Annotated in this window: 21 protein-coding genes; 10 read left to right on the top strand and 11 right to left on the bottom strand. The window is 56.9% G+C overall.

The window, feature by feature from the left end; genetic code table 11:
* The first annotated feature begins 58 nt into the window (after positions 1-58).
* Positions 59-655, top strand: a complete 597-nt coding sequence (locus QMN93_RS19905; protein WP_023309692.1) for a DUF1454 family protein — start codon at positions 59-61, stop codon at positions 653-655.
* A 111-nt stretch (positions 656-766) separates the two neighbouring features.
* Positions 767-1534, top strand: a complete 768-nt coding sequence (gene tpiA / locus QMN93_RS19900; RefSeq protein ID WP_014172206.1) for a triose-phosphate isomerase — start codon at positions 767-769, stop codon at positions 1532-1534.
* Between the two features lie 99 nt (positions 1535-1633).
* Here the strand turns inward: tpiA and QMN93_RS19895 are convergent, their stop codons facing one another.
* The 6 genes from QMN93_RS19895 to cpxP form a co-directional block, all read right to left on the bottom strand.
* Positions 1634-2938 carry an SLC13 family permease gene (locus QMN93_RS19895; protein WP_039264211.1) on the bottom strand — a complete coding sequence of 435 codons (1305 nt, stop codon included), beginning with the start codon at positions 2936-2938 and terminating at the stop codon, positions 1634-1636.
* Positions 2939-3011: 73 nt separating this feature from the next.
* On the bottom strand, positions 3012-3755 hold the full coding sequence (locus QMN93_RS19890; protein ID WP_193140207.1) for a CDP-diacylglycerol diphosphatase: 744 nt from the start codon (positions 3753-3755) through the stop codon (positions 3012-3014).
* Between the two features lie 107 nt (positions 3756-3862).
* A complete protein-coding gene (locus tag QMN93_RS19885) occupies positions 3863-4852 on the bottom strand; it encodes a sulfate ABC transporter substrate-binding protein (protein ID WP_023309695.1) in 990 nt (329 codons plus the stop codon).
* Positions 4853-5061: 209 nt separating this feature from the next.
* Entirely contained in the window at positions 5062-6024 is a 963-nt protein-coding gene (gene pfkA, locus QMN93_RS19880; protein ID WP_023309696.1) for a 6-phosphofructokinase, read from the bottom strand.
* A gap of 174 nt (positions 6025-6198) precedes the next feature.
* Positions 6199-7092 (bottom strand): CDF family cation-efflux transporter FieF, encoded by an 894-nt coding sequence (gene fieF, locus QMN93_RS19875; RefSeq protein ID WP_023309697.1) that lies wholly within the window; start codon positions 7090-7092, stop codon positions 6199-6201.
* A gap of 152 nt (positions 7093-7244) precedes the next feature.
* A complete protein-coding gene (gene cpxP / locus QMN93_RS19870; protein WP_032662714.1) occupies positions 7245-7751 on the bottom strand; it encodes a cell-envelope stress modulator CpxP in 507 nt (168 codons plus the stop codon).
* Positions 7752-7901: 150 nt separating this feature from the next.
* Between cpxP and cpxR the strand changes: the two genes are divergently transcribed.
* Both cpxR and cpxA read left to right on the top strand, forming a co-directional pair.
* Positions 7902-8600, top strand: a complete 699-nt coding sequence (gene cpxR / locus QMN93_RS19865) for an envelope stress response regulator transcription factor CpxR (RefSeq protein WP_006179159.1) — start codon at positions 7902-7904, stop codon at positions 8598-8600.
* Entirely contained in the window at positions 8597-9970 is a 1374-nt protein-coding gene (cpxA, locus tag QMN93_RS19860) for an envelope stress sensor histidine kinase CpxA (RefSeq protein WP_023309731.1), read from the top strand. Before cpxR ends, cpxA begins: the two co-directional genes overlap by 4 nt.
* 53 nt (positions 9971-10023) lie before the next feature.
* Here cpxA and yiiM read toward each other — a convergent pair whose 3' ends face one another.
* On the bottom strand, positions 10024-10698 hold the full coding sequence (gene yiiM, locus QMN93_RS19855) for a 6-hydroxyaminopurine reductase (RefSeq protein ID WP_064673063.1): 675 nt from the start codon (positions 10696-10698) through the stop codon (positions 10024-10026).
* Positions 10699-10769: 71 nt separating this feature from the next.
* The gene (sodA, locus tag QMN93_RS19850; protein ID WP_004203668.1) at positions 10770-11390 is read right to left on the bottom strand and encodes a superoxide dismutase [Mn]; all 621 of its coding nucleotides are present in this window, start codon (positions 11388-11390) and stop codon (positions 10770-10772) included.
* A 288-nt stretch (positions 11391-11678) separates the two neighbouring features.
* Here sodA and rhaT point away from each other — a divergent pair, with 288 nt between their 5' ends.
* Entirely contained in the window at positions 11679-12713 is a 1035-nt protein-coding gene (rhaT, locus tag QMN93_RS19845; RefSeq protein WP_039264206.1) for an L-rhamnose/proton symporter RhaT, read from the top strand.
* Here the strand turns inward: rhaT and rhaR are convergent, their stop codons facing one another.
* Together rhaR and rhaS are read right to left on the bottom strand one after the other, a co-directional pair.
* The gene (gene rhaR / locus QMN93_RS19840; protein ID WP_064673062.1) at positions 12714-13562 is read right to left on the bottom strand and encodes an HTH-type transcriptional activator RhaR; all 849 of its coding nucleotides are present in this window, start codon (positions 13560-13562) and stop codon (positions 12714-12716) included.
* Positions 13563-13635: 73 nt separating this feature from the next.
* Complete coding sequence (rhaS, locus tag QMN93_RS19835; RefSeq protein ID WP_048976985.1) at positions 13636-14472, bottom strand: HTH-type transcriptional activator RhaS; 837 nt, start codon at positions 14470-14472, stop codon at positions 13636-13638.
* Between the two features lie 301 nt (positions 14473-14773).
* Here rhaS and rhaB point away from each other — a divergent pair, with 301 nt between their 5' ends.
* The 5 genes from rhaB (at position 14774) to rhaM (ending at position 19947) form a co-directional block, all read left to right on the top strand.
* Positions 14774-16243 carry a rhamnulokinase gene (gene rhaB / locus QMN93_RS19830; RefSeq protein ID WP_069303430.1) on the top strand — a complete coding sequence of 490 codons (1470 nt, stop codon included), beginning with the start codon at positions 14774-14776 and terminating at the stop codon, positions 16241-16243.
* Positions 16240-17499 carry an L-rhamnose isomerase gene (gene rhaA, locus QMN93_RS19825; protein ID WP_193140209.1) on the top strand — a complete coding sequence of 420 codons (1260 nt, stop codon included), beginning with the start codon at positions 16240-16242 and terminating at the stop codon, positions 17497-17499. The genes rhaB and rhaA overlap by 4 nt, the downstream gene beginning before the upstream one ends.
* Positions 17500-17615: 116 nt before the next feature.
* A complete protein-coding gene (rhaD, locus tag QMN93_RS19820) occupies positions 17616-18446 on the top strand; it encodes a rhamnulose-1-phosphate aldolase (RefSeq protein ID WP_047059155.1) in 831 nt (276 codons plus the stop codon).
* A gap of 41 nt (positions 18447-18487) precedes the next feature.
* Positions 18488-19636, top strand: coding sequence for a lactaldehyde reductase (fucO, locus tag QMN93_RS19815; RefSeq protein WP_193140211.1), 1149 nt, complete (start codon positions 18488-18490; stop codon positions 19634-19636).
* Positions 19633-19947 carry an L-rhamnose mutarotase gene (rhaM, locus tag QMN93_RS19810; protein WP_045888508.1) on the top strand — a complete coding sequence of 105 codons (315 nt, stop codon included), beginning with the start codon at positions 19633-19635 and terminating at the stop codon, positions 19945-19947. The genes fucO and rhaM overlap by 4 nt, the downstream gene beginning before the upstream one ends.
* Here rhaM and QMN93_RS19805 read toward each other — a convergent pair.
* Positions 19935-21212, bottom strand: coding sequence for an MFS transporter (locus QMN93_RS19805; RefSeq protein WP_193140213.1), 1278 nt, complete (start codon positions 21210-21212; stop codon positions 19935-19937). The genes rhaM and QMN93_RS19805 overlap by 13 nt on opposite strands.
* Between the last annotated feature and the right edge of the window lie 9 nt (positions 21213-21221).

Below are 21221 nucleotides of genomic sequence, written 5' to 3'. Positions count from 1 at the left end.
TGACAAGCCGACCAGATATCGTTTTAATCATGAGCACTTACGGCCAGGGGCAATGTTGATGAAAAGTTCGGCACGTTCTCTTTTCCTGTGTTTAGCGCTGCTCAGCGCGGGTTATCCCCTGCACGCCGCCGAAACCACAGCCCCGACCACAGCACCCTATCTGCTGGCGGGCGCACCGTCCTTCGATCAGTCCATCAGCCAGTTTCGTGAAACCTTTAATCAGACCAACCCCACGCTGCCGCTGGATGAGTTTCGCGCCATTGATGGCTCACGCGATACCCCCACATTGACCCGTGCGGCAAGCAAGATTAACGAGAATTTGTATGCTTCCACGGCGCTGGAGCGCGGTACGTTAAAAATCAAAAGCATGCAAATCACCTGGCTGCCGATACAGGGGCCAGAGCAGAAAGCCGCTAAGGCGAAAGCGCTGGAGTACATGAGCGCGGTACTGCAGGCCTTTACCCCTGCGCTGACGAAAAAGCAAAGTCAGCAAAAGCTGCAAAAACTCCTTACCGCCGGGAAAAACAAGCGTTACTACGCTGATACCGAAGGCGCGATCCGCTATGTTGTGGCGGACAACGGCGAAAAAGGACTGACCTTCGCTGTTGAACCGATTAAGCTGGCACTATCTGACACCCTCGGCGGGGCGAATTAATGACAAAAAGCAAAGCCTTTCGAGGGAAAATCTCTATACTGATTCACAGACCATGCTGCCCGACAGGGTGGCCATATTCCTTAATTCGCTTATTTAGCGTGGAGAATTGAAATGCGACATCCTTTAGTGATGGGTAACTGGAAACTGAACGGCAGCCGCCACATGGTAAACGAACTGGTTGCGAACCTGCGTAAAGAGCTGGCTGGCGTGACGGGCTGCGCGGTTGCTATCGCTCCGCCGGATATGTACCTGGATCTGGCTAAACACGCCGCTGACGGCAGCCACATCATTCTGGGCGCGCAGAACGTTGACGTTAACCTGTCTGGCGCGTTCACCGGTGAAACCTCCGCTGAAATGCTGAAAGATATCGGCGCGAAATACATCATCATCGGCCACTCCGAGCGTCGCACCTATCACAAAGAATCCGACGAGTTCATCGCGAAGAAATTTGCCGTGCTGAAAGAGCAGGGTCTGATTCCGGTTCTGTGCATCGGTGAAACCGAAGCGGAAAACGAAGCGGGCAAAACCGAAGAAGTGTGCGCACGTCAGATCGACGCAGTGCTGAAAACCCAGGGCGCGGCAGCGTTCGAAGGCGCAGTAATCGCATACGAGCCAGTCTGGGCGATCGGTACCGGCAAATCTGCAACCCCTGCGCAAGCTCAGGCGGTTCACAAATTCATTCGTGACCACATTGCTAAAGCCGACGCGAAGGTCGCTGAGCAAGTGATTATCCAGTACGGCGGTTCCGTAAACGCCTCCAACGCTGCTGAGCTGTTCACCCAGCCAGACATCGATGGCGCGCTGGTTGGCGGTGCATCCCTGAAAGCTGACGCTTTCGCGGTGATCGTTAAGGCAGCAGAAGCGGCTAAACAGGCGTAATTGCCTTTGTGGCGGGTGGCGCTTGCGCTTACCCGCCGCTCTTCTCCTCCCTCTCCCTTTGGGAGAGGGTTGGGGTGAGGGGAAACACCTCGCACCGAACTACACTTTCCCCAGCAAACTAAACCACAGATAATCCAGCGGCAGCAGCACCAGATACGTTGCGATAGCCAGCGCCAGACAGAGCACCATCCCCGCCCTTGCAGGCACCTTTCCTAACCCCATCGCCACCACAATCGGCGACGCCTGATACGGCAGCAGTGGCGTAGAATAGCCCAGCACCTGAATCATGATCACCGACAGCAGCGGAAAACCGGTCGCGTCCGAAAAACTCTGCGCCAGGGTGGTGTACAGCGCCGGAACGCCGTTGGCGGTCATAATGAAGTTGAGCGCCGTGGTAATACCGGTCAGCGCCAGGAAACTGGTGAACGGTCTGTCTGCATCCAGCGGCATAATGCGAAGCAACGCCTCGCCCACGGCCGTTCCGATACCGGTTTGCGTCACGACAATCGCCAGCCCAAGAATGCCCGCGACGTAAATACAGGTGCGCATGTTCACCCCCGCAGAAAACTCTTCCCCGGTGATAAAGCCAATGCGCGGCAGCATAACGATGACCGACGCCGCCAGCCCCGTCCACGCCGGCCCCACGCCGTGCCAGCTCTCCGTGACCCACATCCCCAGCACCACCGCCAGCAGCCAGGCAAGACGCTTTTCATCCCGCCCCATAGGATCAGACGGCGCCTGTTCCTTCGGCGGTTTTGGGCTGCCGGGAAATAGCCAGCAGATGAGGCCAATCAGAATCAGGCCTTTGAGAATACCGAGCACCGGCGTGTGCAGCAGCAGATACGGGACATAGTTCAGATGGATGCCGTACGAGCCTTCCGCCGCACCGCTCATCACCAGGTTAGGGACGTTAGCAGGCAGGATCGTTGCCGAAAGCTGGAAAGTCCCGAACCCCACCGCCAGCGCCAGTCCGAACCAGGCGCGGGAGCCGTCGGCGATACCGGCGCGTTTTGCCATCGCCGCGACAATCGGCATCAGCAGCGCAATACGTCCCATGTTCGACGGCATCACAAACGCCAGCGCGTAGCTTAGCAGCACCACGCTCGCCACCATCAACACCCAGGAGTCGGTGAGTTTTGCCGACAGCGCCCGGGCGGCCCTGTCCGCCAGTCCGGTTTTACGGATCGCCACGCCAAGCACAAAGCCGCTGAATACCAGCCAGAAAGCAGACGAGGCAAAACCGCCGAAGATGACCTCCGGCGGGGCGATTCTGGCGGTCATCGCCGCCGTGAAGAACAGCAGCGCGGTGATAAATTCCGGCAATAGCGACGTCGCCCACAGCACGATGGTGACGCCAACGATCAGTGAGGGCAGCAGCAGAGGATACGTTAACCAGAGCGACATACCTGTCTCCTGTAGAATTTTTCAGCAAGTCTACGGTGACAGGCAGCCCGAGTAAACGCGATTTATGGTGGGGTTACTTCAGGATAGTGCATTGATGATCCTGCAGTTCCTCCGCAGACGCGCGGTTAAACGTGAGCAGGTTACGCTCTGTCGCAAGCAAAACAAAAGAGCCGTCCGACTGCTGCGCCATTGCCAGCGCGAAACGCCCCATATGGTCGCGCGCTTCCGGCAGCTCTTCCGCCAGCATCATAAACGGGCTGCGCTGGACCAGTTCATTCTCCGTCACGCGGCGAGCAAGATATTCATGTCCTTCCAGCCCCCCCGGAAGAGGCAGCCACTGGGTGCTGATTTCTCCCTGTACCGCGTTGAGCTTCTCGCGCACGTCCGGGCGCAGGCAGGAGATATGAATATGAAAATGGTTCTGCGTGCGGCCAGTCGGCGAGTTAATCGTCAGCGAAATGGCGCTGTCAGGCACCTCGGATCCATGCTTCAGGGTCATAAAGCTGCGCGACTGCCACGCCAGCCAGAAAAAGTTCGGCGTATGAGCTTCGGTCAGCAGCGGGCTCTCGGTGCCGTTGATGCGATATGTCGGCATCAGCAGGTATTGCAGCGGCCCGTTGCGATCTTTAAATACCACATAGCCTGCATCCGTTTTCACCTGCGCACACGGTGCCGGGTTACGGTTCTGGATCTGATTCGGCACGCACTGGTCGAGAACGATATGTCGCAACGCATTCGGATTACCCGCCTTCATCCAGTACACGCCGCCAGCGGCAAGGGCGATGACAATGAGGAGCAATAAGATAATTTTTTTCACAACGCGTTCCCTGTTTTCAATAGAGGCAAAAGAGTAACGCAAAATGATGACCAAATAAAAAACCCGGCGGATTTCTCACGCCGGGTCACCGTGTCACAGGCTAATGGTTAGCGCTGGCTGATCTGGTCGAAAGTGCCACCGTTAGAGAAGTGCTCTTTCTGCGCTTTGGTCCAGCCGCCGAACACATCGTCAATAGTGAATAGCTTCAGTTTTGGGAACTCCCCTTCGTATTTCTTGGCGACCGCCGCATCGCGTGGACGATAGAAGTTTTTCGCCGCAATTTCCTGGCCTTCTGGCGAGTACAGATACTTCAGGTAGGCTTCCGCCACCGCTTTGGTATCTTTCTTCTCAACCACTTTATCGACCACGGAAACGGTCGGCTCAGCCAGAATCGATTCGCTCGGGGTCACGATCTCAAATTTGTCTTTGCCCAGCTCGTGGGTGGCCAGCAGGGCTTCGTTTTCCCAGGCAATCAGCACGTCGCCAATCCCGCGCTCAACGAAGGTGTTGGTGGCGCCACGCGCGCCGGAGTCCAGCACCTCAACGTTTTTATACAGCGCCTTCACGAATTCCTGCGCTTTGGCCTGGTCGCCATTGTTGTGATGCAGTGCATAACCCCACGCGCCAAGGTAGTTCCAGCGAGCGCCGCCGGAGCTTTTCGGGTTCGGGGTAATCACAGAAACGCCCGGTTTGATCAGATCGTTCCAGTCTTTAATTTGTTTCGGGTTTCCTTTACGCACCAGGAAGACGATGGTCGAGGTGTAGGGTGCGGAGTTATCCGGCAGGCGTTTGATCCAGTTTTTGTCGATGCGGCCGCGCTCGGCGATCGCGTCGACATCGTAGGCCAGCGCCAGGGTCACCACGTCGGCTTCAATACCGTTTATCACGGACGTCGCCTGCTTGCCGGAGCCGCCATGCGACTGACGAACCACCACGTTGTCGCCGGTTTCCTGTTTCCAGTGTGCCGCAAACGCTTTGTTGTATTGCTCGTACAGTTCACGCGTCGGGTCGTATGACACGTTCAGTAACTGGATATCCTTAGCCAGAACGCTGGTCGATGCCAGCAATAATGTTAAACCCACGCCCCATTTATTCATCGCCCAGCTCTCTTGTGTAGTGTTTTGATGAATGCAGCGTGCCAGAAAGCGAATCGAGGATTAAAGAATAAAAAAAGATTGGCTATAACGTAGTGGAATAAAAAAAGCGTGCGCGCATAAAAAAGCCGGGTGGCGGCTACGCCTTACCCGGCCTACGAGTCGTGCTTTGTAGGCCCGGTAAGCGCAGCGCCACCGGGCAACAGAACCGATCAGTACAGTTTTTTCGCGCAGTCCAGCCAGTCACCTTTGAACGGACGCTTCATGTTTTCAATCGCGTCGATGATGTCGTGGTGAACCAGTTTTTCGTTCTGAATACCGACGCAGCGGCCGCCGTGACCCTGCAGCAGCAGATCGATAGCGTACGCGCCCATACGGGACGCCAGAATACGGTCGTAAGGGCCTGGGGAACCGCCGCGCTGGATGTGACCCAGTACGGTCGCGCGGGTTTCGCGTTTGGTTTCGGCTTCGATGTACTTCGCCAGCTCGTCAACGTCGCAGATGTGCTCGGTGATAGCCACGATCGCGTGTTTTTTACCCTTCGCGATGCCCGCTTTGATTTCAGCCACCAGATCTTCACGGCTAAATTCGACTTCCGGCACGACGATAAATTCGCAACCGCCCGCAATGGCTGCCGCCAGCGTCAGGTCGCCGCAGTAACGGCCCATCACTTCAACGATAGAGATACGCTGGTGAGAAGAAGAGGTGTCACGCAGACGGTCAATCGCTTCAACAACGGTACCCAGTGCAGTAAAGAAGCCGATAGTGTAGTCAGTACCTTTGATGTCGTTGTCGATGGTGCCCGGCAGACCGATGCACGGGAAGCCCATTTCGGTCAGACGTTTTGCACCCATGTAGGAGCCGTCACCACCGATAACCACCAGGGCGTCCAGGCCGCGTTTCTTCATGTTTTCGATAGCCACTTCGCGAACGTGTTCATCACGGAATTCCGGGAAGCGCGCGGAACCGAGGAAAGTACCGCCACGGTTGATCATGTCAGACACGCTGTAACGGTCGAGCTGAACCATACGATCTTCATACAGGCCCAGATAACCGTCATAAACGCCAAAAACTTCCAGGCCTTCCGTCAGCGCTGCACGGACAACACCACGAATTGCCGCGTTCATGCCCGGCGCATCACCGCCGCTTGTCAACACACCGATTTTCTTAATCATGACTACCTCTGAACTTAGGAATGCAAAATTGAAATCTGTTGCCGGAAGAAACTTATCGACCAACGAATACTGCAAATAGTATATCAATCCCTTCCAGCTGAATTGATTCAGGTCAGACCAAACGGCGGTAATTTATACACAAAATGCTGGCCTGGCTCACTTTTTTACAACGAATTACGAAAGCCCAACATGACCGGGTACAACCGAGCAGGGATCCTGGTGAATGATGACGTCTGAACCAGGAAAACGCTGCAAAATCGCCTGCTCGACCTGCTCAGCAATAACGTGAGCCTGAACCAGTGGCAGGTTGTCTTCCATTTCAATATGAATCTGAATAAAGCGGGTCGGCCCTGACTGCCGCGTTCGAAGATCGTGTGCACCGCTGACGCCGGGCCAGGAGGTCACGATAGAAAAAATTTCATTCCGTTCTGAGTCCGGGAGGGCGCGGTCAAGCAGTGATTGCACCGCCTCATACCCCATCCGCAGGGCGCTATATAAAATATAGATACCAATCCCTAACGCAAATAACGCATCGGCGCGATGCCAGCCATACCAGGCCAGACCGAGCGCAATAAGAATAGCCCCATTCATCATAACATCAGATTGATAATGAAGCATATCCGCCCGTACAGCCTGACTTTGCGTTTTGCGAACAACCCAGCGCTGGAACGTTACCAGAACAAGTGTGCATATAAGCGCAACGATCGTCACAACTACGCCCACGCCGGGATCGTTCATCGGTGTCGGCGAAACGAGATGCTGAATGCCGGTTAAAAACAGGAACAGCGCAGAGCCGGAAATGAACATACTTTGCGCCAGCGCGGCCAGCGACTCCGCTTTACCGTGCCCAAATGTGTGCTCTTCATCCGCTGGCTGCAGCGAGTAACGCACCACCAGCAGGTTGGTCAACGAGGCGGCAATGTCCATCAGCGAGTCCACGAGCGCCGCCAGAATACTGACCGAGCCGGTATACCACCAGGCAAAGATTTTAATCAGTAACAGGCTGGAGGCCATGACGGTCGCCGCAATGGCGGCCCGGCTTACCAGTCTTCCATAGGATTGATTCATAAACGCTCCTGTCATGTCATGCCGCTAGTATAACGGAAGCATGGGGAGTCTAAGGATGAATAAACGGTTAACAGCGCGGATGCGGGGCAAAAAAAACCCCCACATCATGTGGGGGAAGACAGGGATGGTGTCTATGGCAAGGAAAACAGGGTTTACTGGTTACTACGGGTACTGCTATTGCTACTGAAAAACGTCGTTTCTGAGCTTCGCTGCATCCGTGCAACCTCGCGCAGCTGGTCCATTCGCTGCTGATGTCTGGCATTCAAAACCGCTTGCTGCTCGGGCGTTAGCAGATGGAACATCTGGTTGCGGACCTTCGCCATCTCTACCTGGCGGGCAACCTGTTCCTGTGCCATTTTTTCGGCCTGAGCGCGTACAGCGCTTTCGTCAAAATTTTCTGCGGTGACAAGGCGATGCATTGTCTCCATTTCGCTAACATTAACAGGGGGCTGGTCGTGTCGTGCCCTCTGCATCAGATCTCGCATCTGTTGACGCTGATGTTCGGTTAAACTTATGCCGTCAAACATATGGCTTTGGCTGCTGTTCTGCGTTGCGCCCTCTTGTAAGGGACTGTTATCGCTGATGATAGCTTCAGCAGCCTGGCTAAACGCACTGAACGCCAGCGTTGAGGCCATGACGGCAGCGGTAACTTTGCGCATCACTTGCTCCCAAAATCTTTCGTGTCGCGATTCAACGAGAGACAGTCTACGATTCAGGCTGCAAACATGCGTCAGGGGGTGTAAAACAACGTAAAGTCATGGATTAGACAGCCTTGATGTCGTAATTTCTGCCTCGGAGGTATTTAAACAATGAATAAAATCCTGTTAGTTGATGATGACCGAGAGCTCACATCCCTTTTAAAGGAGTTGCTCGACATGGAAGGTTTCAACGTCCTGGTTGCCCATGATGGCGAGCAGGCGCTGAGTCTCCTTGACGACAGCATCGATTTACTTTTGCTCGACGTGATGATGCCGAAGAAAAACGGTATTGATACGTTGAAAGAGCTTCGCCAGACACACCAGACTCCCGTTATTATGCTGACCGCGCGCGGCAGCGAACTTGACCGCGTACTCGGCCTTGAGCTGGGCGCGGATGACTATTTACCCAAGCCGTTTAACGACCGTGAACTGGTTGCCCGTATTCGCGCTATCCTGCGTCGTTCCCACTGGAGCGAACAGCAGCAAAATACCGACAACAGCTCACCTACTCTTGAAGTCGACTCCCTGAGCCTCAACCCGGGCCGTCAGGAAGCGAGCTTTGATGGCCAGACGCTGGAACTGACCGGCACGGAGTTCACCCTGCTGTATCTGCTGGCTCAGCACCTCGGCCAGGTGGTATCGCGTGAACATCTAAGCCAGGAAGTGCTGGGCAAACGCCTCACCCCGTTTGACCGCGCCATCGACATGCACATCTCTAACCTGCGCCGTAAGCTGCCGGAGCGTAAAGACGGTCACCCATGGTTTAAAACCCTGCGTGGTCGCGGTTATCTGATGGTTTCCGCTTCATGATAGGAAGCTTAACCGCCCGCATCTTCGCCATCTTCTGGCTGACGCTGGCACTGGTTTTAATGCTCGTTTTGATGTTGCCAAAACTCGACTCACGCCAGATGACGGAGCTTCTCGACAGCGAGCAACGTCAGGGCGTGATGATCGAGCAGCACGTGGAAGCCGAGCTGGCAAACGATCCGCCAAACGATTTAATGTGGTGGCGCAGGCTGTTTCGCGCTATCGACAAGTGGGCGCCGCCCGGACAACGCCTGCTGCTGGTGACCAGCGAAGGCCGCGTGATTGGGGCCGATCGCAATGAAATGCAGATTATCCGCAACTTCATTGGCCAGGCGGATAATGCCGATCATCCCCAGAAGAAGAAATATGGCCGCGTAGAGATGGTAGGGCCTTTCTCCGTCAGGGACGGAGAGGATAATTATCAGCTCTATCTGATCCGTCCGGCGAGCAACTCCCAGTCTGATTTTATCAACCTGCTGTTTGACCGCCCTCTCCTGCTGCTGATTGTCACCATGCTGGTCAGCTCACCGCTGCTGTTATGGCTGGCGTGGAGCCTGGCAAAACCGGCGCGTAAGCTGAAGAATGCCGCCGATGAGGTGGCGCAGGGTAACCTGCGACAACACCCTGAACTGGAAGCAGGTCCGCAGGAGTTCCTTGCCGCCGGAACCAGTTTTAACCAGATGGTGAGCGCCCTCGATCGTATGATGACCGCACAGCAACGTCTGCTGTCGGATATCTCGCACGAGCTGCGTACCCCGCTTACGCGCTTGCAGCTTGGCACCGCGCTGCTGCGCCGCCGCAGCGGTGAGAGCAAAGAGCTGGAGCGTATTGAAACGGAAGCGCACCGCCTGGACAGCATGATCAACGACCTGCTGGTCATGTCGCGCAATCAGCAGAAAAACGCGCTGGTTAGCGAAACGGTGAAAGCCAATCACCTGTGGCACGAGGTGCTGGACAACGCGGCGTTCGAAGCGGAACAGATGGGTAAATCCTTTACCGTCAACTTCCCGCCGGGCCCGTGGCCGCTGTACGGAAACCCCAACACGCTGGAAAGCGCGCTGGAGAACATCGTGCGTAACGCCCTGCGCTACTCGCATACGAAGATTGAGGTGGCGTTCTCGGTGGATAAAGACGGGATCACCGTCATTGTCGATGATGACGGCCCAGGCGTGAGCCCGGAAGACCGCGAGCAGATTTTCCGTCCGTTCTATCGTACCGATGAGGCGCGCGACCGGGAATCGGGCGGCACGGGACTGGGTCTGGCGATTGTTGAAACCGCCATGCAGCAGCACCGCGGCTGGGTGAAAGCCGACGATAGCCCGCTGGGTGGACTACGTTTAACGCTGTGGCTGCCGTTGTATAAGCGTTCGTAGCTGTTAGTGCCGGGTGGCGGCTTCGCCTTACCCGGCCTACTTTCTGCGGAGGACTATTTCCCCCACAATCTCCGCGAATTATCCTCGATCTTGCTGCTTAAACGCCGCTTCTGCATCGTTCTTGTCCAGCTGATGGATAATCCCGCCGCCGACAGCAGGCGGTGATACTGTTCGTCGTCAAACGGCATATGCCAGGCAATGGCGCAGGCGTCATAAACAGACACATCGCTCAGGCGCGACGCCAGCTCAAGCGGCGCGTCCGCTGAAACCTGCCCAGCCAGCACCACGCGATACAGCCAGCCGGTTTTACCCGCTTTTTGCAGCTGGGCCGACATATCCTGAATACCGAAGTGGTAGTTGAGCTTGAAGCACGGCGAGCGTGGCTGCGTCACCTGAATCAGGGCATCGCCCCAGCGGTAGATATCACCGATAAACACGTTCTTTTCGGTGAGCCCTTCGGTGGAGAGATTCTCGCCAAACGCGGGAGCAACAAAGAGGTCCGTCTGCTCGGGAAACTCGGTTTTCCAGTGCTGATAGTGTTCACGCGGGTAGTGGCACAGCGCGCGATCGGGCCCGCCGTGGATTTTCTTTTCGGCCTGCTCGTCACCCGCAAGCCCGAGGTCGGTTAACGTCAACTCACCGTCGACCTGAATTTTGGCGATGGCGCTTGGGCGGCTGCCGTCGTACTCCCTTACCTTGCCTGTAAACACGTTCACCGGGTAATGCATTGCTGCCTCCATTACGCAGATACAAAAAAAGCGAGTCATAAGACTCGCTTCTCACAGGCGTCAATGCAACCTTATTTTTTAGCGGCGAAACGCGCTGCTGCTTCGTCCCAGTTCACCACGTCCCAGAAGGCTTTGATGTAGTCCGGACGACGGTTCTGGAATTTCAGGTAGTAAGCGTGTTCCCACACGTCCAGACCCAGGATTGGGAAGCCGGATGCGCCAGAAATCGCTTCACCCATCAGCGGGGAGTCCTGGTTAGCAGTAGAAACCACCGCCAGCTTGTCGCCTTTCAGAACCAGCCACGCCCAGCCAGAGCCGAAACGGGTTGCAGCGGCTTTTTCGAATTCCGCTTTGAAGTTGTCAACGGAGCCGAAGTCGCGCTCGATAGCCGCTTTCAGGTCGCCCTGCAGGGTGGTACCGGTCTTCAGGCCTTTCCAGAACAGGCTGTGGTTAGCGTGGCCGCCTGCGTTGTTACGCAGAACGGTTTTCTTGTCCGCTGGCAGCTGGTCCAGCTTGGTGATCAGCTCTTCAGCAGACAGGTTAGCGAACTCTGGCAGGCTTTCCAGCGCGGCGTTCGCGTTGTTCACATAGGTCTGGTGGTGTTTAGTGTGATGGATTTCCATCGTCTGCTTGTCGAAATGCGGTTCCAGTGCGTCGTAGGCATACGGCAGGGATGGCAGTGTATAACTCATAATCCTCTCCATTATTGTCGGGCGGCACAGCTGTTAATGCCGCGTAAGCAGTTGGTTCATTATAGTTAATTAAATGATATTGAAAATGATTATCAATGCCGTATTTTTTATAAGGTTATTCGTTTTTCGATTAATCGCGAAATTGTGAGTCTGCTCACGCGGTTAACGTGCTGATTGCCATCCAGAACGCATGTGCGGCAACCTTCTGAAGGTCCCCAAACCGCCTAATTTTTACACTCCTCAAGTCGGTGGGAAGCCGCTGACGATAAAAACGATGAGGGTGTAAAAATGAATCATGCGATTACGATGGGTATCTTCTGGCATTTGATAGGCGCTGCCAGTGCAGCCTGTTTCTATGCTCCGTTTAAAAAAGTGAGAGGCTGGTCATGGGAAACCATGTGGTCCGTTGGCGGTATCGTGTCCTGGCTGATTTTGCCCTGGACCATTAGCGCCATGCTGCTGCCCGATTTCTGGGGCTACTTCTCCTCCTTCAGCGCCGCCACCCTGCTGCCGGTGTTCCTGTTCGGCGCGATGTGGGGCGTCGGCAACATCAACTATGGCCTCACCATGCGTTATCTTGGCATGTCGATGGGGATTGGTATCGCGATTGGCATCACGCTGATCGTCGGTACCCTGATGACGCCAATTCTCAACGGCAATTTCGACGTGCTTATTAATACTCAGGGTGGGCGGATGACGCTCCTGGGCGTGCTGGTGGCGGTCATTGGCGTAGGAATTGTGACGCGCGCGGGGCAGTTGAAAGAACGCAAGATGGGCATTAAAGCTGAAGATTTTAACCTGAAGAAAGGTCTGCTGCTGGCGGTGATGTGCGGCATTTTCTCGGCCGGCATGTCGTTCGCCATGAACGCCGCCAAACCGATGCACGAAGCGGCTGCCGCGCTGGGCGTCGATCCGCTGTACGTTGCGCTACCAAGCTATGTCGTGATTATGGGTGGCGGCGCGATGGTTAACCTGGGCTTCTGCTTCATTCGTCTGGCAAAAGTAAAAAACCTGTCGGTAAAAACCGATTTCTCGCTGGCAACATCGCTCATCATCACCAACGTGCTCCTCTCGGCTCTGGGCGGCCTGATGTGGTATTTGCAGTTCTTCTTCTACGCCTGGGGCCACGCCAGCATTCCGGCGCAATACGACTATATAAGCTGGATGCTGCACATGAGTTTCTACGTACTTTGCGGCGGGCTGGTTGGGCTGGTGCTGAAAGAGTGGACGAACGCCGGACGTCGTCCGGTTGGCGTACTGAGCCTCGGCTGCGTGGTGATTATTATCGCTGCCAATATCGTCGGCCTCGGCATGGCAAACTGATTACGCCCCCTTTCGACTGCGATGACGCCACTGTACCGGCGTCATCCCCACCTCGCGGTTAAACACCACTGAAAAGTAGTTACTGTCCTCAAAGCCGCAGCGCATCGCCACATCACTGACCATCCACTCCGTATGCTGGAGGAGATATTGTGCATGGCAGATGCGCAGCTGGCGCAGGTAGTGGTTCACCGTCATCCCGGTCAGGGTGCGGAAATGCTGGCGCAACGCGCGCTCGCTGCACTGTTCCTGCTCGCAGAATTTATCCAGTACAAAGTTTTTATTCAGGCTGCCCGCAAGCCGGGTGATGAGCTTATCCAGCAGCGCTTCCTGCGTTGTGGCGGAGGGGTTATCAGTGGCGTAACGATGGCGCTTCAACGTCATCACCAGCTGGGCGAAAAGCAACTCCGCCAGCTGGTTAGCAACGGGATCGTTCTTCTGGCTCTCCTGCTCCAGTTGAGAAATAACCTGCCGTACCTGAGCCATGCCGCTACTGCTTAAGCGCCAGTGCGGAGAACCCTTAGCATCAAGAAAGCCCGGAATGCTCGCGGCCCAGTCCACGTTAAGCTTGAGCCTGTCCGGACAGTAAATAACGTTCTGCAGCACCAGGTCGTTAACCGAGGCGTAGGAGTGTTTATCATCCGCGCGAATGTAGAACAGGTCTCCGCGCGTGATGCGGTAGGGACGGTCGTTGAGGATGTGCAGGCCGTTACCGCGCCAAACCAGCACCAGCTCGCAAAACTCGTGGGTATGTTCGGCAAAGACGTCCTGCGGGTAGCGATCGGCCACCGTGACGGCCTGACTCGCGGAGGCAAAAAAATCATCTTTGCGAAGAATTAACTGAGCAGCCACACCACGACCTCTACGCCGAATAACCTGACACTATTAGCTTTTTTGCGGAAATAAAACGGTGACTGCCCTCGCGTTACTGAAGCATCGCGTCTTTTCCCTGGCGAATATCGCGCGGAGACCAGTTAAATTCCCGGCGAAACAGCGTTGAAAAGTGATTGCTGTCGCCAAAACCGCAGCAATAGGCAATATCCGTGACGCTATCGTCGGTATGACGTAAAAGATGACGCGCTTTGATCAGGCGCAGACGGTTAAGGTAGCGTTGCGGCGTCAGCCCGGTGTGCTGTTTAAGCTGGCGATGCAGGGTCCGCAACGACAGGGAAAAATCATCCGCAAGCGTTTCCCAGCAGACATCCTCGGCAAAATGATCTTCCAGCCAGGCCAGCAGATGGTTCAGGCGCGCGTTGTTATCTTCCAGCCCTTCCACCAGGCTGCTGCGGCGCAGCAGCACCAGAAGCTGCATAAACAGCAGTTCACGCGTGGCAATGGCGTGCGTCTCCTGCCCGTCCTCGCTCTTCTCCATCTGGCTCACCAGCTGACGCACCTGCTGCAGGATGGACTGATTCACCCGCCAGTGCGACGGATAGTGTCCGTCTTGCTCCTGGGGCAACAGCTGGCTCAGCCCCGAAAGAAACTGGAACGCGTCCGGGGAACGGTAAAGCACATTCGTCAGACACAGGTTGTCGGTATGTTCATACAGGTGCCGGTCGTGGTCGCGCACGAAGCACACCGTACCGCCGCTGATGGTATAGGGCTGGCCATTGAAAACATGAATACCCGTCCCGCGCTCAACAATCACAATTTCGTGAAAATCATGATGATGCTCCGGGAACGCAGCCTGAGGAAGCCGTGGCTCAATCGCGACAGGCGAACCTCCTGAAGGAAAAAAATCCACGCAGTGCAGTACGGTCATAACGGCCCCCACCAATGAAAAATGTTCTCAAAATAGTAATTAAGGCCTCCCACACTCACCTTCAATTTTTGGCAGTAAACCTCGCAAAAGCTGTCCATTTTTCAAGAAACAGGGGGAAAGATCGGGAAATGCGCCCAGCGTCACACTGCCTGAGCATCCCGCCACTGCTGGAAACTGTGAACGCCCTCACATTCACCTTTGCTTTCTTGCCAGCGCGAGATTTGGCCTGTCAGTGGTGAGAAGGTGACTTTTTCTTCCCTTTTTTACACTCACCGCTAATGACTTAAGAAAGGACCCGACCATGACTTTTCGCCATTGTGTGGCTGTCGATTTAGGCGCATCCAGCGGCCGCGTAATGCTCGCGAGCTGGGACCGTGAGCAGCACGCGCTTTCGCTTCGCGAAATGCACCGTTTCGCCAACTGCCTGCAAAAGCAGGACGGTTTTGATACCTGGGATATCGATGCCCTGGAGGCGGAGATCCGTACCGGACTGAACAACGTCTGCAACGACGGCATTCGCATCGACAGCATCGGCATTGATACCTGGGGCGTAGACTTCGTTCTGCTTGATAGCCATGGCGAGCGCGTCGGCTTGCCGGTTTCTTATCGCGACAGCCGCACCGACGGCCTGATGGCGAACGCTATCGCCCAGCTTGGCAAGGACAACATCTACGGGCGCAGCGGCATTCAGTTTCTGCCGTTTAACACGCTTTATCAGCTGCGTGCTTTGGTCGAGCAACAGCCGGAGCTGGTCGCGGATGTGGCCCATGCGCTGCTGATCCCGGACTACCTGAGCTATCGCCTGACCGGCAACATGAACTGGGAATATACCAACGCCACCACCACGCAGCTGGTCAATATCAACTCGGATAGCTGGGATGAACATCTGCTGGCCTGGACGGGGGCGTCGCCTTCCTGGTTCGGCACACCCACCCACCCGGGTAACGTGATCGGTCACTGGATTTGCCCCCAGGGGAACGCAATCCCTGTCGTTGCCGTCGCCAGCCACGATACCGCCAGCGCGGTAATAGCGTCCCCACTTGCAAGCAAAGACGCGGCTTACCTCTCGTCCGGCACCTGGTCGCTGATGGGCTTTGAGAGCAAAACCCCGTACGCCAGCGATGCCGCGATGGCCGCAAACATTACCAACGAAGGCGGTGCCGAAGGCCGCTACCGCGTACTGAAAAACATCATGGGGCTGTGGCTGCTCCAGCGGGTGCTGAAAGAGCAAAACATTACCGACCTGCCCGCGCTTATCGCCGAAACCGAGAAGCTGAAGGCCTGTACGTTCCTGATCAACCCGAACGATGACCGCTTTATCAACCCGGCGCACATGAGCGCCGAAATTCAGGCCGCCTGCGTCGAGGGCGGGCAGCCGGTGCCGTCGAGCCCTTCCGAACTGGCGCGCTGCATTTTTGACAGCCTCGCCCTGCTGTATGCCGACATCCTCAGCGAGCTGGCGAGCCTTCGCGGAAAACCGTTTAGCCAGCTGCATATCGTGGGCGGCGGCTGCCAGAACCAGCTGCTGAACCAGCTCTGCGCCGATGCCTGCGGCATCACCGTGGTGGCGGGTCCCGTGGAGGCCTCCACGCTCGGGAATATCGGCATTCAGCTGATGACCCTGGACGAACTTTCCAGCGTTGATGACTTCCGTTCTGTGGTGGCGGCTAACGCCAGCCTGACCACCTTCACCCCCAATCCCTGCCGTGAAATTGCTCGCTTTCGGGCGCAGTTTCAGCAAAACCGACTGACTAAGGAGCTTTGCGCATGACAACTCAATTAGAACAAGCCTGGGGCCTGGCTAAACAGCGTTTCGCCGCCGTCGGCGTGGATGTCGAAGAGGCGCTGCGCCAGCTCGACCGTCTGCCCGTCTCCATGCACTGCTGGCAGGGCGATGACGTCGCCGGTTTCGAGAACCCAGGCGGTTCCCTGACGGGTGGTATTCAGGCCACCGGTAACTACCCCGGCAAAGCGCGTAACGCGACCGAACTGCGCGCCGACCTGGAGCTGGCGCTGAGCCTGATCCCGGGGCCAAAACGCCTGAACCTGCATGCGATTTATCTCGAATCCGACGAGCCGGTGACGCGCAACGAAATCAAACCGGAACACTTTAAGAACTGGGTGGAGTGGGCCAAAGCCAACCGGCTGGGCCTGGACTTTAATCCGTCCTGCTTCTCACATCCGTTGAGCGCGGACGGTTTTACCCTCGCCCACGCGGACGACGACATCCGCCAGTTCTGGATCGACCACGTGAAGGCCAGCCGCCGCGTTTCGGCCTATTTCGGCGAACAGCTCGGCACGCCGTCGGTGATGAACATCTGGATCCCGGACGGCATGAAGGATATCACCGTCGACCGTCTGGCCCCGCGCCAGCGCCTGCTGGCCGCGCTGGATGAGGCCATCAGCGAGAAGCTGGACCCGGCGCACCACATCGACGCCGTAGAGAGCAAGCTGTTCGGCATTGGCGCCGAGAGCTACACCGTAGGCTCAAACGAGTTCTATATGGGTTACGCCACCAGCCGCCAGACCGCGCTGTGTCTGGATGCCGGCCACTTCCACCCGACCGAGGTGATCTCCGACAAAATCTCCGCCGCCATGCTCTACGTGCCGCGCCTGCTGCTGCACGTCAGCCGTCCGGTGCGCTGGGACAGCGACCACGTGGTGCTGCTGGATGACGAAACCCAGGCGATTGCCAGCGAAATCATCCGTCACGACCTCTTTGAGCGCGTACACATCGGCCTCGACTTCTTCGATGCTTCCATCAACCGCATCGCAGCGTGGGTTATCGGCACCCGCAACATGAAGAAAGCCCTGCTGCGCGCGCTGCTGGAGCCTGTCGCCGCGCTGAAACAGCTGGAGGCTAACGGCGACTACACCGCGCGTCTGGCGCTGCTGGAAGAGCAGAAATCCCTGCCGTGGCAGGCGGTGTGGGAGATGTACTGCCAGCGTAACGACGCCCCGGCGGGCAGCCAGTGGCTGGACAACGTACGGGCATACGAGAAAGACGTGTTGAGTCAGCGCGGGTAATTTTGCCCTCACCCTAACCCTCTCCCACAGGGAGAGGGAACTTTTACCCCCTCTCCCTGTGGGAGAGGGCCGGGGTGAGGGTTCAACCTCACCGCGATAACTGGAAAATGAAGACTATGCAGACCATCACCACTTCCTGGTTCGTCCAGGGCATGATCAAAGCCACCTCCGACGCCTGGCTGAAAGGCTGGGACGAGCGCAACGGCGGCAACCTGACGCTGCGCCTGGACGACGCGGATATTGAACCGTTCGCGGCCGATTTCCACCAGAAGCCGCGCTATATCGCGCTGAGCCAGCCGATGCCGCTGCTCGCCAACACGCCGTTTATCGTCACCGGTTCCGGCAAGTTCTTCCGTAACGTCCAGCTCGACCCGGAGGCCAACCTCGGCGTGGTGAAAGTGGACAGCGATGGCGCGGGCTACCACATTCTCTGGGGACTGACCGACGAGGCGGTGCCCACCTCCGAACTGCCGGCGCACTTCCTCTCCCACTGCGAGCGCATCAGGGCGACGAACGGCAAAGACCGCGTGATCATGCACTGCCACGCCACCAACCTGATCGCCCTGACCTACGTGCTGGAAAACAGCGCCGACTTCATCACCCGTAAGCTGTGGGAAGGCAGTACCGAGTGTCTGGTGGTGTTCCCGGACGGCGTGGGCATTCTGCCGTGGATGGTGCCGGGTACCGACGAAATCGGCCAGGCAACCGCCGTTGATATGCAAAAACATGCTCTGGTGCTGTGGCCGTTCCACGGCGTGTTCGGCAGCGGCCCAACGCTGGATGAAACCTTTGGCCTGATCGACACCGCCGAGAAATCAGCGGAAGTGCTGGTGAAGGTGTACTCCATGGGCGGCATGAAGCAGACCATTTCCCGGGAAGAACTCATCGCCCTCGGCAAGCGCTTTGGCGTGAGCCCGCTGCAATCCGCGCTGGATTTGTACGCATAACGCCTTCGCAGGACAAACGTTGATCGTTAAGGAGAATTATCATGAGCTTTATGTTGGCACTTCCAAAAATCAGCCTTCACGGCGCGGGCGCAATCGGCGATATGGTCAACCTGGTAGCGAACAAACAGTGGGGAAAAGCGCTGATTGTCACCGACGGCCAGCTGGTGAAGCTGGGCCTGCTCGACAGCCTGTTTACCGCGCTGGACGCCCATCAGGTGTCGTATCACCTGTTCGATGAGGTGTTCCCGAACCCGACGGAAGCGCTGGTGCAAAAAGGATTTGCGGCATACCGGGACGCGGAGTGTGATTACGTGATTGCCTTCGGCGGCGGCAGCCCGATTGATACCGCCAAGGCGATTAAAATCCTCACCGCCAACCCCGGCCCGTCAACCAATTATTCCGGCGTCGGCAAGGTGAAAAATGCGGGCGTGCCGCTGGTGGCAATTAATACCACCGCAGGCACGGCGGCGGAGATGACCAGCAATGCGGTGATCGTCGACTCCGCACGTCAGGTGAAAGAGGTGATTATTGACCCAAACATCATCCCGGACATCGCCGTGGACGATGCCAGCGTGATGCTCGATATTCCCGCCTCCGTGACCGCCGCAACCGGTATGGATGCCCTGACCCATGCCATTGAAGCCTACGTGTCCGTTGGCGCGCACCCGCTGACCGACGCCAACGCGCTGGAAGCAATTCGCCTGATCAACCTGTGGCTGCCGGAAGCGGTCGAAGACGGTCATAACCTTGAGGCGCGCGAGCAGATGGCGTTTGGTCAGTATCTGGCGGGCATGGCGTTTAACAGTGCAGGTCTCGGCCTTGTGCATGCCCTGGCGCACCAGCCGGGCGCGACGCACAACCTGCCGCACGGCGTGTGCAACGCCATCCTGCTGCCGATCGTCGAAAGCTTTAACCGCCCGAACGCGGTCGCGCGTTTTGCCCGCGTGGCGCAGGCGATGGGCGTCGATACCCGCGGCATGAGCGATGAAGCCGCCAGCATGTCCGCCATTCAGGCGATTCGCGACCTGAGCGCTCGCGTCGGCATCCCTGCGGGCTTTAGCCAGCTCGGCGTGACCAAAGCCGATATTGAAGGCTGGCTGGATAAAGCGCTCGCCGATCCGTGTGCGCCGTGCAATCCGCGCGCCGCCAGTCGTGAGGAAGTTCGCGAGCTCTATCTGGAGGCACTATGATCCGCAAAGCCTTTGTGATGCAAGTAAACCCGGACGCGCACGAGGAGTACGCGCGCCGCCACAATCCAATTTGGCCGGAGCTGGAAAAGGTGTTGAAAGACCACGGCGCACACCACTACGCCATTTATCTCGATAGGGCCCGCAGCCTGCTGTTTGCGACCGTAGAGATTGAATCGGAGGAGCGCTGGAGCGCGGTAGCGAATACCGACGTCTGCCAGCGCTGGTGGAAACATATGGGCGACGTCATGCCGTCGAACCCGGATAACAGCCCGGTGAGTACCGAGCTGAAAGAGGTCTTTTACCTGGACTGATGTGTTAACGCTGCTGCCCCCGCGGCGGCGGCGATCTCCTGCCTGCTGCTCAGCGTAAACGCCGACACCACCGTAATCGCCAGCACGAAACAGCCCAGCATCAGATACGTCTCCTGGAAGCCGATCCGGTCATACATATTCCCGGCAAAAGCGGAGAGGAAAATGGCCGCCGACTGCTTGGAGAACTGGAAGCCGATCAGATAGATAGTCGCTGACAGTCGGGTATCAAACACCCCGGTGATGTACTTAAATGCGCCCACCAGCAGGAACGGGACTTCCAGCGCGTGCAGCATCTTGAGGGCAATCACCTCCACGGCGGTGGTGGCGAACGATGAACCGATAATGCGCGTCGCCATAATCACCCCGGCGATCAGCAGCGTGTTCTTCGCGCCGATGCGGTTAATGATCCACGGCGAGCAAAACATAATGATGGCGTTACAGATTTCCCCCGCAGTCGTTGCGAAACCAAAGGCGCGGGTTCCTTCCTGCGGCGTGGCGAAGAAGGTTTTAAAGAAGGTGGCAAACTGCTGGTCGAAAACGTCATACACGCAGGCCACGCCAATCACATAGAGGATAAACATCCACATTCTGCGCTGGCGGAACAGGTTGAACACGGTTTTGGCGGTGATTTGCGGCTGGTTCGCGCCCAGGGCATCCATGACCTGCGCCGTCTGGTTGGGCTTTGGCTTCGCCACCACCAGCAGCAGCATCAGCAGCAATGCCGCTCCCGATCCCATCCAGAAAACGTACGACGGATCGATGCCGAACAGGATGCCGCCCGTTGAGGCGCACAAGCCCCAGCCGAGGCAGCCAAACATCCGCGCCTTGCCGTACTCAAAGAAGCTGTTGCGGCTCACGCGCTCAATGTAGGCCTCAATCGCCCCCGATCCGGCCGAAAATACAAAACCGATATACATCCCGCCGCTCAGCGCGCCCAGCCAGATATTGACTTTCAGCAGCGGCGCGAAGACGTACAGGAAGAACGGCGCGAACAGAAACAGCAGCACCGCGATGATCCACAGAAGGTGTTTTTTCAGCCCCAGCTTGTCCGAAATCACGCCCAGCACTGGCTGGAAGGCGATAGCCGACAGCGAGATGCAGGAGAAGACAATCCCGGTGTGGGTTTTATTCAGGCCGATGATGTCCGACAGCCAAATCGGCAGGAACGGAAAGCAGGTGGCCATGATGAAGAAGTAGAGAAAGAAGAACAGCCCAAAGATCCAGAAGTTAGGGTTGTCTTTGTAGGTACAGGTTGTTGTGTTCATTATTTTTAT

Origin of the sequence: Enterobacter sp. R-1.6.2 (assembly GCF_035064085.1) — a bacterium.
Lineage (GTDB): Bacteria > Pseudomonadota > Gammaproteobacteria > Enterobacterales > Enterobacteriaceae > Enterobacter > Enterobacter asburiae_B.
The sequence above is the reverse complement of the archived record's forward strand: the minus strand, read 5'-3'. Positions and strand labels throughout refer to the sequence as shown.